Source organism: Enterobacter asburiae (assembly GCF_007035645.1).
Taxonomy (GTDB): Bacteria; Pseudomonadota; Gammaproteobacteria; order Enterobacterales; family Enterobacteriaceae; genus Enterobacter; species Enterobacter asburiae_B.
Genome location: NZ_AP019632.1, coordinates 1,939,455 through 1,957,704, shown reverse-complemented (window position 1 = coordinate 1,957,704; position 18,250 = coordinate 1,939,455). Strand labels below are relative to the sequence as shown.

Here is an 18,250-nt window from a genome sequence, read left to right as displayed (position 1 = left end):
GCAATACTCAAGGAGAGTGCATGTCTATCACGGCGAAGTCTGTCTACCGTGACACGGGAAACTTTTTCCGCAATCAGTTCATAACCTTTTTACTGATCGCGTTGCTATGTGCCTTTATCACGGTGGTGCTGGGCCATGCCTTCTCACCGAGTGAAGAACAGATTGCCAGCCTGAGCCAGGGCGACCATCTTGCCGGAAGCGTGGGGCTGTTTGAACTGGTGCAAAACATGACGCCGGAGCAGCAGCAAATTCTGCTGCGGGCGTCTGCCGCGTCCACGTTCTCGGGCCTGATCGGTAATGCGGTTCTGGCGGGCGGCGTTTTGCTGATGATTCAGCTGGTCTCGGCGGGTCACCGGGTCAGCGCCTTACGGGCGATTGGTGCGAGTGCGCCAGTCTTACCTAAGCTGTTTATCCTGATCTTTTTAACCACCATGCTGGTGCAAATGGGGATTATGCTGGTCGTGGTGCCGGGCGTATTACTGGCTATCGTGCTCTCATTTGCGCCTGTGATGGTCGTGCAAGATAAGATGGGGATTTTTACCGCGATGCGCAGCAGCATCAGACTGGCATGGGCGAATATGCGTCTGGTGGCTCCCGCCGTGATCGGCTGGCTGCTCGCCAAAACGCTCCTGCTGTTGTTTGCACCGAATTTTGCGGTATTAACGCCAAATGTTGGTGCGGTAGTGGCGAATACGCTGAGCAACCTGATTTCAGCGGTACTGCTGGTCTATCTGTTCCGCCTGTATATGTTAATTCGTCAGTAATCCTGAGGCGGGCGGCATCGCTGCCTCCCGCCCCGCTCAGAAGATGGAATCACAGAATGAAGCAGTTTCTTGATTTTTTACCGCTCGTGGTCTTTTTTGCTTTTTATAAGCTGTACGATATTTATGCCGCGACCACTGCGCTGATCGTTGCGACCGCTGTTGTACTCATCTACAGCTGGGTTCGCTATCGTAAAGTCGAAAAAATGGCGCTGGTTACCTTCGTCCTGGTCGCCGTATTCGGCGGGCTGACTCTGTTCTTCCACAATGATGAATTTATTAAGTGGAAAGTGACCGTTATTTACGCGCTGTTTGCGGGCGCATTGTTAATTAGCCAGTGGGTCATGAAAAAGCCGCTGATCCAGCGCATGCTGGGCAAAGAGCTGACGCTGCCTCAGGAAGTCTGGTCCCGTCTAAATATCGCCTGGGCGGTCTTCTTTATTCTCTGTGGTCTTGCCAATATCTATATTGCCTTCTGGCTGCCGCAGAATATCTGGGTCAACTTTAAGGTCTTCGGCCTGACCGCGCTGACGCTTATCTTCACGCTGTTAAGCGGCGTATACATCTATCGCCACATGCCGCAGGACGACAAGCACTGATTAATGACTGACCAGAACGTCTACGACAGGCGTTCTGGTCTATTCTCTCCGCTGTGAAATCATAGTAGCATCCCGCCTGAAGTCTTCCGTTACGAGTTAAAACAATGACAACAACTAACGCCCCGCAGGGCGAACTGGTTTTACGCACACTGGCAATGCCCGCTGACACCAATGCCAATGGCGATATTTTTGGCGGCTGGCTGATGTCGCAGATGGATATGGGCGGCGCAATTCTGGCTAAAGAGATTGCCCACGGGCGCGTGGTGACTGTGCGAGTGGACGGCATGACCTTCCTGCGCCCGGTTGCGGTGGGAGATGTGGTTTGCTGCTACGCGCGCTGCGTCAAACGCGGCAACACCTCTATTTCAATCAACATCGAAGTGTGGGTTAAGAAAGTCTCTTCTGAACCCATTGGACAGCGTTATAAGGCCACTGAAGCGCTGTTTATTTATGTTGCAGTCGATAGCGAGGGAAAACCTCGTCAACTTCCGCAGGCCTGATCGACAGGCAAAAAAAAGCCTCCATCAGGAGGCTTTTTTTATTCCATCTGCGCCCCGCCGTTCAGGCGGAAAACAATATTCACAATCAGTCCGCTGCCCGGTTTTCCGGCTTCATAGCGCCATCTGCGCATCGCCGATTTCACTTCGCGCTCAAACATATTGGAAGGCTGAGCGGACAAGATTTCCACGTTATCCACGCGGCCATCGGCAGTGACGTCAAATTTAACCCGTACGCGGCCTTCAATACGTAAGGCCTGCGCCCGCGCCGGATACTGAGGCTGGTTGCGACTCAGTGCGCGCGGGCCCGCGGGGGCACTGACTGTCGGCTTAGGCGCGGTTGCGGTGTTATTCATCACCGGACGCGAAGGCGCCGCATTCTCGACCGTCTGGGTCGCACGTGGTTCAACCGGACGTTCCTCGCGTTTCGGACGCTCCTCGACCTTCTTCACCGGTTTTGGCTTCGGCTTAGGTTTTGGCTTCGGTTCAGGCTTGTGGATCACCACCGGCGCTTCCTTCGGTGGCGGCGGAACAGGCTCGGGCTCTGGCTCAGGTTCAGCCACCGGCTGCGGTGGCGGAGGTGCAGCCTGCGGCGGTTCGAGATCCGCTGGCGATACCATCGTCACCGAAATCGGCTGCGCGGGCGCGGGCATTTCAATAACCTGATGAACCGAGGTATACAGCAAACCCGCCACAACAGCACCGTGAATCACGACAGAAAGCAGCGTCGGCCAGGGGAAGCGGCGAGGTAAATCAAGGGTCATCGAAGTCATAATCATCAACGTTAAAAAACCGAACACTGATTTTAAATGCAAATAGCAATCATATTCAATAAGACACTTTGCTCTGGCGCAACTTTAGCGCATAAGAGGCCAAAAAAGGCGCATTCAGATCAGGGTATTAACATTGTTTTTATTTTACATTGCAGTCGTTTGCCCTTTAACATAACGTAACTGACACTTTTACCGGTTAAGGAGCTTCGCCGTGTTTTACGTGATTTACTCTGAAGATGTTGCTGATTCGCTCGAAAAACGCCAGGCTGTGCGCCCTGCGCATCTGGCACGTTTGCAGCTGCTCCAGGATGAAGGCCGTTTACTGACCGCCGGCCCAATGCCTGCAGTAGACAGCAACGATCCGGGCGCCGCCGGTTTTGCCGGTTCCACAGTGATTGCTGAGTTTGAATCTCAGGAAAGCGCTCAGGCATGGGCTGACGCAGATCCGTATGTTGCCGCAGGTGTATATGCGAAAGTAACGGTTCGACCGTATAAGAAAGTGTTCTGATACCAAAGCGGCTCCGAAAGGAGCCTTTTTTATGGTGGAAGTTACGCGTCTCTGCGCCGGGTAAACTGCTGCTCCGTTATAAGGGTTCCCCACTGATCGCCCTCCCACTCTTTAACGAGCGTAAATCCAAACGATTCGTATAAACGTCGTGCGGCGGTCAGCTTATTGAATGTCCAGAGATGCACGGCAGAGAAACCTACGCTGTCGCAAAAGCGCATCGCTTCGGTCAGCAGTTTTTTCCCCACCCCGTGTCCCCGGCAGCCATCGTCGAGAATAAACCAGCGCAGATGGGCTTCACCCGGGGCTAAATCCTCGCCATCTATCGCCACTGACCCCACTATCCTGCCGTTCATCACCGCCAGCCAGATCTGGTTGCATGGCTTATCCAGGCGGTCACTAAATTCCGCAACTCCCGTAGCCACTTTGGCCTCAAAAAAACGGCCAAAATGATGCTCGCGCGCGTAATAGATCCCGTGCATCTCCGCGACACGGCCAATCATGCCGGGAATATCTCCCTGCACTATCGTGAGCTCGTCGGGGCGCATGTCGCTACCCGTCTCACGGCACGCCAGCAGCGCGTTGGCATAAAGGGAGAGTCCTTCAGAAATGGTCTGCTGCTGCGCAGGAGCCAGACTCTTTATTGCTGAGACCACGCGATCATTGCTAAAGGTATTAATTTTACTGACCGTCTCATGGCCTTTCGCGGTCAGCCTGAGGCTCTTCGCTCTCGCATCTTCAGGTGAAGTCACTTCCTCGAGTTCGCCCGCAGCAATCAGGCGAGCCAGCATCCGGCTGACGCTGGATTTATCCAGGCCCAGCAGCTGCACCAGCTGACTCGCCGTCATCTCTTTGCGTAGGGCTATTTCGACCAGGGTATGGACGGTGGACGGTGAGTAATTCGTTGAGGCCAGGGTCGAGGCCATAAAACCTAACTCTCGCACCATCAGGCGCGAGGAACGTCGAATAACACTGACTACCGGGGTTTCGCTGTGCATGTTGTGCCCTCATCATTTAGTTGCACTATACAACTAACCAATGAGGGGTTGTCAAACATAATAAAAAAGCTCCCTCAGGAGCCTTTCAAACCATCAATGCAGCGACGCTAGCCTCGCCGCAAACCCGACAAACAGCAGCCCTATCAGCCCGTTCCCCAGCTTTGCCAGTTTCTTTTTCGTTTTCAGATAACGCGTGACAAACGCGCCGGAGAAGATCAGGAAGCTCATGTACATAAAGCTTATCAACTCCAGCGTCGTCGCGAGGATCAGGAAAGAAGTTCCAGTGCTCTGTGCATTCACGTCAATGAACTGAACGAAGAACGATACGTAGAACAGAATCGCTTTGGGATTGGTCAGGCTTAATACCAGCGAACGTTTCATGATCATACTGGCTGGTTCGGGGCCGCTCTCATTCGCGTTTTTCTGGCGGTTCACCACCGACCAGAGCATTTTGCCGCCCAGCCAGAGCAGATAGAAAGCCCCGAGATAGCGCACGATATTAAACAATACCGGCGTGGTCTGGATTAATGCCGCGACGCCCGCCCAGGCCAGAAACATCAGCACCGCATCGCCGATAAATACGCCCGTGGCGGCAAGATACCCTTTTTTAACGCCGTGACCGATCCCGGTTTTGAGCACAAACAGGGTATTCGGCCCTGGCACCAGCACGATAAAAAACGCGCCGACAACATACGTCCAGAAATTCAGTACGCCAAACTCCGCAAACACTTCTCCCTCCTTTTGCTAAACACAACAGGAATATCGCTGCAAATACGCTATTCCTAAAAAATCAGACGCTATAATATCAGCGGGCACCCGTTACGGTGCCCTCATGGTTTCAGATATCCTGGACTGCGAACAGCAACGCATTGCGGTGTCTGGTCAATCCACATTTTCTGATGGCGTGAATACGCATATTGCGGCGGGATTGTGCTTCCAGCCAACGAGCCTTGCGACGACTCACCTGTCGCAACATGCGCCAGCGCCCTACTTCTGTTCTACTGCGCTTCATGTCTACAACTCTTTAACTTACAGAGTCGCCATTATAAACCCAACCCGGCAGCAAACCAGCGCTTTTACCTGGCGTTTTTATTTGCCAGATGAATCCTGATGCGTACACTCATAACAATACGCTTTCAAAAGGATTTTTTTACCTATGACAACCTTCTACACCGTGGTGAGTTGGCTGGTCATTTTGGGATACTGGCTGTTAATCGCGGGTGTGACATTACGCATCCTGATGAAGCGCAGAGCCGTACCCTCTGCCATGGCCTGGCTTCTGATCATTTATATCCTCCCGCTGGTGGGAATTATTGCCTATCTCTCTTTCGGTGAGCTTCATCTGGGTAAACGCCGCGCCGAGCGGGCCCGCGCCATGTGGCCCTCCACCGCGAAGTGGCTGAACGACCTTAAAGCCTGCAAACATATTTTTGCCGAGGAGAACAGCAGCGTCGCCTCCTCACTGTTTAAGCTGTGCGAGCGCCGTCAGGGGATTGGCGGCGTTAAGGGCAATCAACTGCAGCTGCTGACCTCGTCCGACGACGTCATGCAGGCGTTAATCCGCGATATTCAGCTGGCTCGTCATAATATCGAGATGGTTTTTTATATCTGGCAGCCCGGCGGGATGGCTGACCAGGTCGCTGAATCGCTGATGGCCGCCGCGCGGCGCGGCATTCACTGCCGCCTGATGCTTGACTCCGCGGGTAGCGTGGCATTTTTCCGTAGCCCCTGGGCGGGCATGATGCGTAATGCCGGGATCGAAGTGGTTGAAGCGCTGAAGGTAAATCTCCTGCGCGTGTTTCTGCGCAGGATGGATCTCCGTCAGCATCGCAAAATGATCATGATCGATAACTATATTGCCTACACCGGCAGCATGAATATGGTTGACCCGCGCTTCTTCAAACAGGACTCTGGCGTAGGTCAATGGGTTGATTTGATGGCACGAATGGAGGGGCCGATTGCCACCTCGATGGGCATCGTGTATTCCTGCGACTGGGAGATTGAAACCGGCAAGCGTATCCTGCCGCCACCGCCGGACGGCAATATTATGCCGTTTGAAGAGGCGAGCGGTCACACTATTCATACCATTGCTTCCGGGCCAGGCTTCCCGGAGGACTTAATCCATCAGGCGCTGCTGACGGCAACCTACTCGGCGCGTGAATATCTGATCATGACGACGCCCTACTTTGTCCCCAGCGACGACCTCCTGCACGCGATCTGTACCGCCGCGCAGCGCGGTGTCGATGTGAGCATCATTTTGCCACGCAAAAATGACTCCCTACTGGTGGGCTGGGCCAGCCGGGCATTCTTCAGCGAACTGCTGGCCGCAGGGGTAAAAATTTATCAGTTTGAAGGCGGATTGCTCCACACCAAGAGCGTTCTTGTCGACGGTGAGCTGAGCCTGGTGGGCACGGTCAACCTGGATATGCGCAGCCTGTGGCTTAACTTTGAAATCACGCTGGTCATTGATGATGCCGGCTTTGGCGGCGACCTTGCGGCGGTGCAGGATGATTATATCTCCCGCTCGCGGCTGCTGGATGCCAGACTGTGGGTAAAACGTCCGATGTGGCAGAGAATTGCCGAACGACTGTTTTACTTCTTTAGTCCGTTGCTGTAAAACGTGCCCAACGATGTTAAACAGGTAGTCATCATGGAAATGGATCTGAACAATCGCCTGACCGAAGACGAAACGCTCGAGCAGGCCTATGACATTTTTCTCGAACTGGCGGTTGATAATCTCGATCCCGCAGACGTGATCCTCTTTAATCTGCAGTTCGAAGAGCGCGGCGGCGCCGAATTGTTCGACCCTTCAGAAGACTGGGCTGAGCATGTTGATTTCGACCTGAATCCTGACTTCTTTGCCGAAGTGGTGATTGGGCTGGCCGATGAAGACGGCGGCGAAATTAACGATATTTTCGCCCGCGTCCTGCTCTGTCGCGAGAAAGACCACAAACTGTGCCATATTCTCTGGCGCGAATAATAAAAAAGGCTGCGATTGCAGCCTTTTTTATTTACTCCGGCAATTCACTGCCGCAGCGGTAACAAAACCGCGCGCTGTGTTCATGTTCGCCCTGCTGGCAATGAGGACACTTGCGCTGCTGCTTGCGGTTCTGGAAGGCGCTGCTCATATGTGTGGTAATAAGTCCCGTCGGGATCGCAATTACCGAATAGCCAATCAAAATCAGCACGGACGCCACGATGCGCCCCAGTGGCGTATGGGGCGTAATATCACCGTAGCCCACGGTGGTGACGGTCACAATAGCCCAGTAGACGGACGCATTGAGCGTCGTAAAGCCATATTTGGGCCCTTCTATTAAATACATCAGCGCGCCAAAAACAATCATGACGATGGCAATAAACGAGTAGAACAAAATAAGCTGATGCCGGGCGCTGACGATCGCACTCCAGAACACGCGTAATGACGGCATAAAACGCAGCAATTTCAGAATACGTAATACCCGAATCACGCGCATCGCGCGCCAGGCAAAGACATAACTCTGGCTGATCTCCGGCCACAGCCACATGACATAGAGCGGCAGGATGGTGGCTAAATCGATAAATCCCCAGAAGCTGAAAACATATCTGGCCGGATTGGGCCAGGCTATTACCCGGAGGAGATATTCAGCGGTAAAGACCAGGGTGATCGCCAGCTCAAGCCAGACAAAGATATGCCATTCGTCAAACGTCAGGTGGTATTGCGTCCCGGCACCCGATTCAATAAAGATGACTACCACGCTGAGGAGCGCAAATAAACCGCACAGACCTTCGAAGCGTCGCCCGGAAACCGTTTCAGGATCGAATAAAAAATGATATAGCCGCCGACGGGCTGACGTGAATAAACGCGACACAGTTACCTCGCAAAAAATAAGGGCTGACATGATGTCAGCCCTTGCGATTATAACGGGTCTACTTTCAGGCAGGAAACCGCATGTCGGAAACTGCCTTCCAGAACCGGTCGCGTTTTAGCACATTCCGGCCCGGCCATCGGGCAGCGCGTGCGGAAGACGCAGCCTGACGGCGGGTTAATCGGTGAGGGTAATTCCCCTTCCAGAAGCTGGATCGTTTTATTCTTTTCCAGATCGGGATCGGGGATCGGCACCGCGGACATTAGCGCTCTGGTGTAAGGATGCAATGGATTGTGGTACACCTCGTCATAGGTGCCCAGCTCCACGGCATGCCCCAGATACATTACCAGCACGCGGTCAGAGATGTGTTTCACCACGGCCAGGTCATGCGCGATGAAGATCAGCGACAGCCCCATTTCGCGCTGCAGCTTCTGCAGCAGGTTAACCACCTGCGCCTGAATGGACACGTCCAGCGCGGAAACCGGCTCATCGCAGATAATCAGCTTCGGTTCGAGGATCAGCGCACGGGCAATACCAATACGCTGGCACTGACCGCCGGAGAACTCATGCGGATAGCGGTTGATGAGGTTTGGCAACAGGCCGACTTTCATCATCATCGCCTTCACGCGGTCGCGCACTTCCTGACGAGACATCTTCGGATGATAGGTGCGCAGCGGCTCGGCAATAATCTCACCGATGGTCATGCGCGGGTTTAATGATGCCAGCGGATCCTGGAAAATCATCTGGATATCGCTGCGCACCTCGCGCCACTCGTCGGGCTTCATGCCCAGCAGATCTTTACCCAGCCAGGCCACTTTACCGTCGGTGGCTTTGACCAGACCGATAATGGCTCGCGCAAAGGTCGATTTACCGCAGCCGGACTCTCCCACCACGCCCAGGGTTTCCCCTTCGTACAGGCGCAGCGTGACGCCGTCCACCGCTTTCAGAGTCTTCGGCGGCTGCCAGAACCACTGTTTGCCGTCTTTGATGTCGAAATGCACTTTAAGATCGGCAATTTCGAGCAGCACGTTGCGTTTTTCATCTAATGCATTCATACCAGCTCCTCCTGCGGCTTAAAGCAGGCGCGCAGACGGCCTGGTGCAAACTCTTCCAGCGGCGGAGCGCTGTTGCAGATTTCCATCGCGTGCGGGCAGCGCGGCTGGAACGGACAGCCTTTCGGCAGACGCAGCAGGTTTGGCGGGTTGCCCGGAATGGTGAGCAGGGATTCCCCTTCCGCATCAAGACGCGGCACCGCGTTCAGCAGACCAATCGAGTACGGATGGGCTGGCTGATAGAAGACATCGCGCGCTTTGCCGTATTCCATGGTACGACCGGCGTACATCACCAGCACTTTGTCACAGATGCCCGCCACTACGCCCAGGTCGTGGGTGATCATGATAATCGCCGTGTTGAACTCGCGCTTCAGCTCGTTTAACAGGGTCATGATCTGCGCCTGTACGGTAACGTCCAGCGCGGTGGTAGGTTCATCGGCAATCAGCAGCTTTGGCCGGCACAGCAGCGCCATCGCAATCATCACGCGCTGACGCATACCGCCAGAAAACTCGTGCGGGAACATGCGCATACGCTTGCGCGCTTCCGGCATTTTCACCGCATCCAGCATTTTGACCGACTCTTCAAAGGCCTCCGCTTTGCCCAGGCCTTTGTGCAGCATCAGGACTTCCATCAGCTGCTCGCCTACGCGCATATACGGATTCAGCGAGGTCATGGGATCCTGGAAAATCATCGAGATCTGCTCAGCGCGCAGCTTGTTCAGCTCGTGTTCCGGCAGGTTGAGGATTTCGCGACCGTTGAATTTAGCGGAGCCCCCAATCACGCCGTTAGCAGCCAGCAGGCCCATCAGCGCAAAGGCAGTCTGGGATTTTCCGGAACCGGATTCCCCTACAATCCCCAGAGTTTCACCCGCGCGCAGGTTGAAGTTGAGATCGTTGACGGCGGTAACATCCCCGTCCGGCGTTTTAAAGGTCACGCGGAGATCTTTAACATCCAGCAGAAGGTTATTCTGCTGTTGCGCCTGTGGCGCAGTGGCCGTTTCAATAATTGTCATGACGGCGCTCCTTAACGGTCTTTCGGGTCGAGGGCATCACGCAGGCCATCGCCGATAAAGTTAAAACAAAACAGGGTAACGACCAGGAAACCCGCCGGATAAAGCAGCAGCCACGGTGAAACTTCCATCGAGTTTGCGCCATCGCTCAGCAGCGCGCCCCAGCTGCTCAGTGGCTCTTGAGTGCCGAGACCCAGGAAGCTAAGAAAAGATTCAAACAGGATCATGCTTGGTACCAGCAGTGAGGCATAAACCACCACCACGCCCAACACGTTAGGAACGATATGGCGAACCACGATATTCCCGGTTGACACACCGCCTACCTGCGCGGCTTCGATAAATTCTTTGCGTTTGAGGCTCAGCGTCTGGCCGCGAACAATACGCGCCATATCCAGCCAGGACACCATCCCGATGGCCACGAAGATCAGCAGGATATTCTGGCCGAAGAAGGTCACCAGCAGGATGACGAAGAACATAAACGGGAAGGAGTTCAGGATTTCCAGCAGACGCATCATTACCGAGTCTATTTTGCCGCCGAGGTAGCCGGAAAGTGAACCGTAGAGCGTACCCACGATCACCGCCACCAGCGCGGCAGCAATACCTACCATCAGCGAGATACGGCCACCGATAGCGACACGCACCAGCAGATCGCGTCCCGAGGAGTCCGTGCCAAAATAGTGGCCTGATTCCATATCCGGCGCGCTGGACATCATGCCCCAGTCGGTGTCGAAATAGGTAAATTGCGACAACATCGGCGCCAGGGTCACAAACAGCGCGATGATCACCAGAACAACCAGACTGGCAACCGCTGCACGGTTGTGCATAAAGCGACGGCGCGCGTCCTGCCAGAGGCTACGACCTTCTACTTCCAGTTTTTCACTGAAGTTTTCCAGCGCCTCGCTGTTTTTCTTACTCAACATCATGGCGTGCTCCAGCGTTAGTAACGAATTTTCGGATCGATGACGGCATACAGCACATCGACAATAGCATTAAAGAGAATGGTCAGCGCACCGACGAGAATGGTCAGGCTCAGCACCAGCGAATAGTCGCGGTTGAGCGCGCCGTTAACGAACAGCTGACCAATGCCGGGCAGGCCGTAGATTGTTTCGATAACCATAGAGCCGGTGATGATCCCAACGAATGCTGGTCCCATGTAGGAAAGCACGGGTAACAGCGCCGGTTTGAGCGCGTGGCGAAAGATAATCCGACGCATCGGCAGCCCTTTAGCGCGCGCGGTACGAATGAAGTTCGAGTGCAGCACTTCGATCATTGAACCACGGGTGATACGCGCGATACTGGCGATGTACGCCAGAGATAATGCCACCATCGGCAAAATCATGAACTTCAATGCCCCGCCGTTCCAGCCGCCGCCAGGCAGCCACTTCAGCGTGATGGCAAATATCATCACCAGTAATGGCGCGACAACGAAGCTGGGTATCACTACCCCGGTCATTGCCACCCCCATTACGGCATAATCCCATTTGGTATTTTGTCTTAGCGCGGCGATGACGCCAGCGGTGACCCCGAAAACGATGGCCAGAATAAATGCCGCAGCACCCAACTTAGCCGAAACCGGGAAGCTGGACGCGACCAGGTCGTTAACGGAATAGTCTTTATATTTAAATGACGGTCCAAAATCGCCGTGGGCCAGCTGCTTCAGGTAATTGAAGTACTGGGTGGAGATAGGATCGTTCAAGTGGTATTTCGCTTCGATATTCGCCATAACTTCAGGCGGTAGCGTACGCTCACCGGTAAATGGACTGCCCGGCGCAAGACGCATCATGAAGAAGGAAATCGTGATGAGAATAAATAGCGTTGGAATCGCTTCAAGACAGCGACGTAGGATAAATTTCAACATTGCCCGTACCTTCTGGCGTGTGCCTATATTATGTGACGTTGGTTAGACACCGTGGGGCGAGCATGCCCGCCCCACTCATTGCCATTAATGCTTGATAATATACAAGTTTTTAACGTAGATATTATCCATCGGGTCTTTACCGGTATATCCACCTACCCACGGTTTCACCAGACGGGCGTTAACGTAGTAGTAAACCGGAACGATCGCGGAATCTTTATCCAGCTGCTGCTCGGCTTTAGAGTACAGTTCTGTACGCTGCGCTTCGTCAGTGGTTTTCAGCGTGTCGCCAATCAGCTTGTCGAACGCTGGGCTCTTATAGTGCGCGGTGTTGTTCGAGCTGTCGCTCAGCATGGTGTTCAGGAAGGAGGTCGGTTCGTTATAGTCCGCACACCAGCCAGCTCGTGCCACATCAAAGGTGCCCTGATGACGGCTGTCGAGGAAGGTTTTCCACTCCTGGTTTTCCAGCTTCACGTTCGCGCCCAGGTTCTTTTTCCAGATTGAGGCAACGGCGATAGCCAGTTTTTTGTGCAGATCGGAAGTGTTGTACAACAGGCTGAAGGTCAGCGGCTTATCTGCGGTGTAGCCCGCTTCGGCCAGCAGTTTCTTCGCTTCTGCGTTACGCTGTTCCTGAGTCTGTTTAAACCACTCTGGCTCGGTCAGTTTTGCGCCATCGGTGTATGGAGGGGTATAGCTGTACGCCGGCAGATCGCCCTGGTTTTTCACTTTGTTCACGATGATATCGCGATCCAGTGCCAGCTTCAGCGCGGTACGAACACGTACGTCGGTAAACGGTGCTTTCTGGTTGTTGATTTCATAGTAATAGGTGCACAGGTACGGATCGACGTGAACTTCTTTAGGGATCTCTTTTTTTAGTTTCTGGAACAGTTCAATCGGCATGTTGTTATAGGTCATGTCGATTTCACCGCTGCGGTAGCGGTTAACGTCAGTCACTTCGGACGAAATTGGCAGGTAGGTCACCTGGTCAATAACGGTTTTCGCGTTATCCCAATACTGCGGGTTACGGTCAAGCACCATACGTTCGTTGACCACCCAGTCTTTCAGCTTATAGGCACCGTTGGTCACGATATTGGCAGGCTGCGTCCATTTCTCACCAAATTTTTCCACGGCGGATTTTGGTACCGGGGAGACGGACGGGTGAACCAGCAGCTTATAGAAGTACGGAACAGGTTCGCTCAACGTCACTTCAAAGGTATTGGCATCGATCGCTTTTACGCCCAGGTCGGTAACAGGTTTTTTGCCCGCGATGATGTCATCAATATTGGCGATGTGGCCATATTGCAGGTAGCTCGCATACGGAGAGGCGGTGGTTGGATTCGCCAGACGCTGCCAGCTATAAACGAAATCTTCGGCCGTGACCGGTGTACCGTCGGACCATTTCGCATCTTTACGCAGATGGAAGGTCCAGACTTTGAAATCTTTGTTTTCCCATTTTTCTGCAACACCCGGCGCCGGGTGGCCGTCTACGTCTGTCACCAGCAGGCCTTCGAACAGGTCGCGGTTAACGTTAGACTCAGGAACACCTTCAATTTTGTGCGGGTCAAGAGACTGAACTTCCGCACCGTTGTTACGCACCAGCGTCTGTTTCTCCGCCAGTTGAACACCTGCAGGAACGTCCGCAGCCATTGCAGCGTTGCCCGCGATTAGCGCAGTTAAAATCCCCGCCGCTACCAGATTTTTTTTTGTGATGATGGACATTGTGTTGGTACTCCACTCATTATAATGACTGGCCTTCGCCAGCTGTGTAATCCCCTTTTGGGGCCTGTACAGCGCAGGAGTTTTTTTTGCTGCTGTCAGGTTCTTCTTTTACTGCTTGCTATCACCGACTTTTTTATTACTGACCGCTCGTATGGCCGTCTTGCGTCGATTCTTTACAGGCCTCCCCTGTTTGAGACCTGCACTGGATATCTGAGAAGAGAACTATATGAAAATAATTCTCATCTGCTTGTTTTATGCTGCAAAATATTAGGCCGGAAAGTATCAAATGGCGTAAACGCGCGCCAATACATTTTGCAAATTTGTTAAGCAATTCTCTTTTACGGTGAGTACCGCATCGTTGAGGGCAGCCCTGCCGGACATCGAACACCACTTAAAAGTCATGATATTCAATAAGATAGAGAAAATTTTCTCTACACGCGCGTCGCTGCGCTATCATCGAGTGATTTTGTACAAAAATTTAACAACTGGTTATTATTTAGCACATTCATCTAGGGGAATGTTGAATTTACTAATATCATTTCGGTTATCTCTCAGCAAGCCCCAGAGTATCATGTGAGTAAAATAACAGATCGATCGAAGGTTTTCTGCGCAGGCGGGTTTGGCGGGAATTAATAACTCATTGAAATACAAGCAATGAACATTATTAGTAGAATTTATTATGATATGTGAGCATTTCAACTTTAGTTATAGGATTTACTGATAATGACGTAAAAAAACGGAGCCGTGGCTCCGTTCTTTCATACGAAATATCAGTGCAGCAAACCGGGGAAAATGCTTTTAATTCCTGTAACGATGAATTCTATCCCTAACGCCATCAACAGCAGACCCATAATACGCGTTATGACGTTAATGCCCGTCTGCCCCAGCAGGCGCACCAGCCAGGGCGCCATGCGGAATACTCCCCAACAGCAGAGTGCGAAAAGCGCAATGGCAACGGAAAAGCCAATCAGGTGCATCAGGCTATGGTAACGCGTGCCCCAGACAATGGTTGAACTGATGGCGCCAGGGCCAGCCATGAGCGGTAAGGCCAGCGGCACCACGCCAATACTCTCGCGGATAGCTGTTTCTGACTTCTCCTGCTTGTTCTGTTTATCCTCGCCCAGCTTACCGCTGATCATGGACATCGCGATGGTCACGACCAGGATCCCACCCGCTATGCGGAAAGAGTCAATCGAAATGCCGAAGAGCTGGAGAATGGCGTCCCCAAGAAAAAGGGAGGTGAGCAATATGATAGCCACTGACAGGTTAGCGGTGAGGTTGGTCTTATTCCTCGCCGCCGCCGTCTGGTAACTCGTCATACTAATAAAGACAGGAATGATCCCCACCGGGTTGACCAGGGCAAACAAACCAATAAAAAATTTAAAATACGTTGGAAAATCAAAGAGCGTTTGGATCACGTTTTGCTCCGCTTATACACATGCCCGGGACTGACACTTTGTCATGAGAAATCGCGCTGAAGATACCCTTTTTATTAGCATACTTCACTCGAAATCTGTGGCAAAACGTTATCATTTCAGGATGTTAAACATATGTATAATCAATGATAGCGTCGCTTCCATTACTTACGTAATTATTTAACACTTGAAAAATCTCAACGAAATAACCCTGCTGAAAGGTATCAGCTTGGGGGAAAATTGACGCAGATCATGATTTCCGTACTCAGAAGTGAGTAATCTTGGTTACGCCCCCAGGGAGATCACCTGACAAAAAGGGATGATGCTAAGGTAAGGCTCTTTTAGTAAATTAGTGTGCTGACGCAGAAAGTAACTCTTTGTTTTACTTTGTGTTACGCAAGTCGTATCGGCTCTGTCTATACTGTGTGACGTATCGAGCGCTGGTTTACTAAAAGAGTTTAAACATTATCAGGAGAGCATTATGGCTGTTACTAATATCGCTGAACTGAACGCCCTCGTCGAGCGCGTTAAAAAAGCCCAGCGTGAATATGCCAATTTCACCCAAGAACAGGTTGATAAAATCTTCCGCGCGGCCGCACTGGCTGCTGCAGATGCTCGAATCCCTCTCGCTAAAATGGCCGTTGCCGAATCCGGCATGGGTATCGTGGAAGATAAAGTGATCAAAAACCACTTTGCTTCCGAGTATATCTACAACGCCTATAAAGATGAGAAAACCTGTGGCGTGCTGTCCGAAGACGACACCTTCGGTACCATCACCATCGCTGAACCTATCGGCATCATCTGCGGTATTGTTCCGACAACTAACCCAACGTCTACGGCTATCTTCAAATCACTGATTAGCCTGAAGACCCGTAACGCAATCATCTTCTCTCCACACCCACGTGCGAAAGACGCGACCAACAAAGCTGCGGATATCGTCCTGCAGGCGGCGATCGCTGCTGGCGCACCAAAAGATCTGATCGGCTGGATCGACCAACCTTCTGTTGAGCTCTCCAATGCGCTGATGCATCACCCGGACATTAACCTGATCCTGGCGACCGGTGGTCCTGGCATGGTTAAAGCCGCATACAGCTCAGGTAAACCAGCGATCGGTGTAGGCGCCGGTAACACCCCTGTTGTTATCGACGAAACTGCTGACATCAAACGTGCCGTTGCGTCTGTACTGATGTCTAAAACCTTCGATAACGGCGTGATCTGTGCATCTGAACAGTCTGTTGTTGTTGTTGATTCCGTGTACGACGCAGTTCGTGAACGTTTCGCCAGCCACGGCGGCTACCTGCTGCAGGGCAAAGAGCTGAAAGCAGTTCAGGACATTATTCTGAAAAATGGCGCACTGAACGCCGCTATCGTGGGTCAGCCGGCTTACAAAATTGCTGAACTCGCAGGCTTTACCGTTCCGGCAACAACCAAAATCCTGATCGGTGAAGTGAAAGTTGTTGACGAAAGCGAGCCGTTTGCACATGAAAAACTGTCTCCAACGCTTGCCATGTACCGTGCGAAAGATTTCGAAGACGCGGTAGAGAAAGCCGAGAAACTGGTTGCCATGGGCGGTATCGGTCACACGTCTTGTCTGTACACCGACCAGGACAACCAGCCAGAACGCGTTGCCCACTTCGGTCAGATGATGAAAACTGCACGTATCCTGATTAACACCCCTGCTTCTCAGGGTGGTATCGGTGACCTGTACAACTTTAAACTCGCACCTTCCCTGACTCTGGGTTGTGGTTCCTGGGGTGGTAACTCCATCTCTGAAAACGTTGGTCCAAAACACCTGATCAACAAGAAAACCGTTGCTAAGCGAGCTGAAAACATGTTGTGGCACAAACTTCCGAAATCTATCTACTTCCGCCGTGGCTCTCTGCCAATCGCGCTGGATGAAGTGATTACTGATGGCCACAAACGTGCGCTCATCGTGACTGACCGTTTCCTGTTCAACAACGGCTACGCTGACCAGATCACCTCTGTACTGAAAGCGGCTGGCGTTGAAACTGAAGTGTTCTTTGAAGTTGAAGCTGACCCTACCCTGAGCGTGGTGCGTAAAGGTGCTGAGCTGGCTAACTCCTTCAAACCAGATGTGATTATCGCACTGGGTGGTGGTTCCCCAATGGACGCCGCGAAAATCATGTGGGTCATGTACGAGCATCCTGAAACCCACTTCGAAGAACTGGCGCTGCGCTTTATGGACATCCGTAAACGTATCTACAAGTTCCCGAAAATGGGTGTAAAAGCGAAAATGATCGCGGTAACCACCACTTCCGGTACCGGTTCAGAAGTTACGCCATTCGCAGTAGTAACGGACGATGCAACAGGTCAGAAATATCCACTGGCTGACTATGCACTGACCCCAGACATGGCTATCGTTGATGCAAACTTGGTCATGGAGATGCCGAAATCACTGTGTGCGTTCGGTGGTCTGGATGCGGTAACTCACGCCCTGGAAGCTTACGTTTCTGTGCTGGCATCTGAGTTCTCTGACGGTCAGGCTCTGCAGGCGCTGAAACTGCTGAAGGAAAACCTGCCAGCGTCCTACAACGAAGGGTCTAAAAACCCAGTAGCACGTGAACGCGTTCACAGTGCAGCAACCATCGCCGGTATCGCGTTTGCGAACGCCTTCCTGGGTGTTTGCCACTCTATGGCGCACAAGCTGGGTTCTCAGTTCCACATTCCTCACGGTCTGGCGAACGCCCTGTTGATCAGCAACGTTATCCGTTATAACGCTAACGACAACCCAACCAAGCAGACTGCTTTCAGCCAGTACGACCGTCCGCAAGCGCGCCGTCGTTACGCTGAAATCGCAGACCACCTTGGCCTGAGCGCACCGGGTGACCGCACTGCTGCGAAGATTGAGAAACTGCTGGCATGGCTGGAAAGCCTGAAAGCTGAGCTGGGTATTCCAAAATCTATCCGTGAAGCAGGCGTTCAGGAAGCTGACTTCCTCGCTCACGTAGATAAGCTGTCTGAAGATGCATTCGATGACCAGTGTACTGGTGCTAACCCGCGCTACCCACTGATCTCCGAGCTGAAACAGATTCTGCTGGATACCTTCTACGGTCGTGAGTTCAAAGAAGGTGACGTTGCCGCTGTGAAAACAGAAGTTCCTGTCATCAAAGCTGACAAGAAAGCGAAGAAAAGCGCTTAATTGAAAGCAGAAGAAAAAACCCGCCTTTATGGCGGGTTTTTTTATGTCTGTATAACAAGGC

General features: G+C 52.5%; 18 protein-coding genes. 7 read left to right on the top strand and 11 right to left on the bottom strand.

Annotated elements, in window-relative coordinates; genetic code table 11:
• Positions 1–20: 20 nt before the first annotated feature.
• From FOY96_RS09280 to yciA, 3 genes are all read left to right on the top strand, one after another.
• Positions 21–764, top strand: coding sequence for a YciC family protein (locus tag FOY96_RS09280; RefSeq protein WP_032656704.1), 744 nt, complete (start codon positions 21–23; stop codon positions 762–764).
• A 56-nt stretch (positions 765–820) separates the two neighbouring features.
• Positions 821–1,360, top strand: a complete 540-nt coding sequence (locus FOY96_RS09275) for a septation protein A (RefSeq protein ID WP_025756566.1) — start codon at positions 821–823, stop codon at positions 1,358–1,360.
• A 104-nt stretch (positions 1,361–1,464) separates the two neighbouring features.
• Complete coding sequence (gene yciA / locus FOY96_RS09270) at positions 1,465–1,860, top strand: acyl-CoA thioester hydrolase YciA (protein WP_008502796.1); 396 nt, start codon at positions 1,465–1,467, stop codon at positions 1,858–1,860.
• A gap of 38 nt (positions 1,861–1,898) precedes the next feature.
• On the opposite strand, the gene tonB is transcribed toward yciA, so the two are convergent.
• Entirely contained in the window at positions 1,899–2,621 is a 723-nt protein-coding gene (gene tonB / locus FOY96_RS09265) for a TonB system transport protein TonB (protein ID WP_058841307.1), read from the bottom strand.
• A gap of 220 nt (positions 2,622–2,841) precedes the next feature.
• On the opposite strand from tonB, the gene FOY96_RS09260 reads away from it, so the two are divergent.
• Entirely contained in the window at positions 2,842–3,138 is a 297-nt protein-coding gene (locus FOY96_RS09260; RefSeq protein WP_029741731.1) for a YciI family protein, read from the top strand.
• A gap of 41 nt (positions 3,139–3,179) precedes the next feature.
• On the opposite strand, the gene FOY96_RS09255 is transcribed toward FOY96_RS09260, so the two are convergent.
• From FOY96_RS09255 to FOY96_RS09245, 3 genes are all read right to left on the bottom strand, one after another.
• Positions 3,180–4,133, bottom strand: coding sequence for a helix-turn-helix domain-containing GNAT family N-acetyltransferase (locus FOY96_RS09255; RefSeq protein WP_143346878.1), 954 nt, complete (start codon positions 4,131–4,133; stop codon positions 3,180–3,182).
• 93 nt (positions 4,134–4,226) lie between these two features.
• The gene (gene leuE / locus FOY96_RS09250) at positions 4,227–4,862 is read right to left on the bottom strand and encodes a leucine efflux protein LeuE (RefSeq protein WP_033145755.1); all 636 of its coding nucleotides are present in this window, start codon (positions 4,860–4,862) and stop codon (positions 4,227–4,229) included.
• 109 nt (positions 4,863–4,971) lie between these two features.
• Positions 4,972–5,145: a YciY family protein gene (locus FOY96_RS09245; RefSeq protein WP_086379783.1), complete on the bottom strand. Its 174-nt coding sequence runs from the start codon at positions 5,143–5,145 to the stop codon at positions 4,972–4,974.
• A gap of 144 nt (positions 5,146–5,289) precedes the next feature.
• Here FOY96_RS09245 and cls point away from each other — a divergent pair, with 144 nt between their 5' ends.
• Together cls and FOY96_RS09235 are read left to right on the top strand one after the other, a co-directional pair.
• On the top strand, positions 5,290–6,750 hold the full coding sequence (gene cls / locus FOY96_RS09240; RefSeq protein WP_029741729.1) for a cardiolipin synthase: 1,461 nt from the start codon (positions 5,290–5,292) through the stop codon (positions 6,748–6,750).
• Between the two features lie 33 nt (positions 6,751–6,783).
• Positions 6,784–7,113 carry an HI1450 family dsDNA-mimic protein gene (locus FOY96_RS09235; protein ID WP_006810881.1) on the top strand — a complete coding sequence of 110 codons (330 nt, stop codon included), beginning with the start codon at positions 6,784–6,786 and terminating at the stop codon, positions 7,111–7,113.
• 31 nt (positions 7,114–7,144) lie between these two features.
• On the opposite strand, the gene FOY96_RS09230 is transcribed toward FOY96_RS09235, so the two are convergent.
• From FOY96_RS09230 to FOY96_RS09200, 7 genes are all read right to left on the bottom strand, one after another.
• A complete protein-coding gene (locus FOY96_RS09230; RefSeq protein WP_143346877.1) occupies positions 7,145–7,981 on the bottom strand; it encodes an ion transporter in 837 nt (278 codons plus the stop codon).
• 47 nt (positions 7,982–8,028) lie between these two features.
• On the bottom strand, positions 8,029–9,033 hold the full coding sequence (gene oppF, locus FOY96_RS09225) for a murein tripeptide/oligopeptide ABC transporter ATP-binding protein OppF (RefSeq protein ID WP_023312094.1): 1,005 nt from the start codon (positions 9,031–9,033) through the stop codon (positions 8,029–8,031).
• On the bottom strand, positions 9,030–10,043 hold the full coding sequence (locus tag FOY96_RS09220; protein WP_023312095.1) for an ABC transporter ATP-binding protein: 1,014 nt from the start codon (positions 10,041–10,043) through the stop codon (positions 9,030–9,032). Before FOY96_RS09220 ends, oppF begins: the two co-directional genes overlap by 4 nt.
• A gap of 11 nt (positions 10,044–10,054) precedes the next feature.
• Positions 10,055–10,963, bottom strand: coding sequence for an oligopeptide ABC transporter permease OppC (gene oppC / locus FOY96_RS09215; RefSeq protein ID WP_023312096.1), 909 nt, complete (start codon positions 10,961–10,963; stop codon positions 10,055–10,057).
• Positions 10,964–10,977: 14 nt separating this feature from the next.
• Positions 10,978–11,898, bottom strand: a complete 921-nt coding sequence (gene oppB / locus FOY96_RS09210) for an oligopeptide ABC transporter permease OppB (RefSeq protein ID WP_008502786.1) — start codon at positions 11,896–11,898, stop codon at positions 10,978–10,980.
• Positions 11,899–11,982: 84 nt separating this feature from the next.
• Complete coding sequence (oppA, locus tag FOY96_RS09205) at positions 11,983–13,614, bottom strand: oligopeptide ABC transporter substrate-binding protein OppA (RefSeq protein ID WP_033145757.1); 1,632 nt, start codon at positions 13,612–13,614, stop codon at positions 11,983–11,985.
• 770 nt (positions 13,615–14,384) lie between these two features.
• Positions 14,385–15,032: a YchE family NAAT transporter gene (locus FOY96_RS09200; RefSeq protein WP_023312098.1), complete on the bottom strand. Its 648-nt coding sequence runs from the start codon at positions 15,030–15,032 to the stop codon at positions 14,385–14,387.
• Between the two features lie 478 nt (positions 15,033–15,510).
• Here FOY96_RS09200 and adhE point away from each other — a divergent pair, with 478 nt between their 5' ends.
• A complete protein-coding gene (gene adhE, locus FOY96_RS09195; protein WP_023312099.1) occupies positions 15,511–18,189 on the top strand; it encodes a bifunctional acetaldehyde-CoA/alcohol dehydrogenase in 2,679 nt (892 codons plus the stop codon).
• Positions 18,190–18,250 lie beyond the last annotated feature (61 nt).

Excerpts from the sequence above, each read along its gene's own strand:
- oppC (WP_023312096.1), bottom strand. The coding sequence starts at position 10,963 with ATGATGTTGAGTAAGAAAAACAGCGAGGCGCTGGAAAACTTCAGTGAA.
- yciA (WP_008502796.1), top strand. The coding sequence starts at position 1,465 with ATGACAACAACTAACGCCCCGCAGGGCGAACTGGTTTTACGCACACTG.
- cls (WP_029741729.1), top strand. The coding sequence starts at position 5,290 with ATGACAACCTTCTACACCGTGGTGAGTTGGCTGGTCATTTTGGGATAC.
- FOY96_RS09280 (WP_032656704.1), top strand. The coding sequence starts at position 21 with ATGTCTATCACGGCGAAGTCTGTCTACCGTGACACGGGAAACTTTTTC.
- oppB (WP_008502786.1), bottom strand. The coding sequence starts at position 11,898 with ATGTTGAAATTTATCCTACGTCGCTGTCTTGAAGCGATTCCAACGCTA.
- FOY96_RS09275 (WP_025756566.1), top strand. The coding sequence starts at position 821 with ATGAAGCAGTTTCTTGATTTTTTACCGCTCGTGGTCTTTTTTGCTTTT.
- FOY96_RS09220 (WP_023312095.1), bottom strand. The coding sequence starts at position 10,043 with ATGACAATTATTGAAACGGCCACTGCGCCACAGGCGCAACAGCAGAAT.
- adhE (WP_023312099.1), top strand. The coding sequence starts at position 15,511 with ATGGCTGTTACTAATATCGCTGAACTGAACGCCCTCGTCGAGCGCGTT.
- FOY96_RS09235 (WP_006810881.1), top strand. The coding sequence starts at position 6,784 with ATGGAAATGGATCTGAACAATCGCCTGACCGAAGACGAAACGCTCGAG.
- oppA (WP_033145757.1), bottom strand. The coding sequence starts at position 13,614 with ATGTCCATCATCACAAAAAAAAATCTGGTAGCGGCGGGGATTTTAACT.
- FOY96_RS09255 (WP_143346878.1), bottom strand. The coding sequence starts at position 4,133 with ATGCACAGCGAAACCCCGGTAGTCAGTGTTATTCGACGTTCCTCGCGC.
- oppF (WP_023312094.1), bottom strand. The coding sequence starts at position 9,033 with ATGAATGCATTAGATGAAAAACGCAACGTGCTGCTCGAAATTGCCGAT.
- tonB (WP_058841307.1), bottom strand. The coding sequence starts at position 2,621 with ATGACCCTTGATTTACCTCGCCGCTTCCCCTGGCCGACGCTGCTTTCT.
- FOY96_RS09245 (WP_086379783.1), bottom strand. The coding sequence starts at position 5,145 with ATGAAGCGCAGTAGAACAGAAGTAGGGCGCTGGCGCATGTTGCGACAG.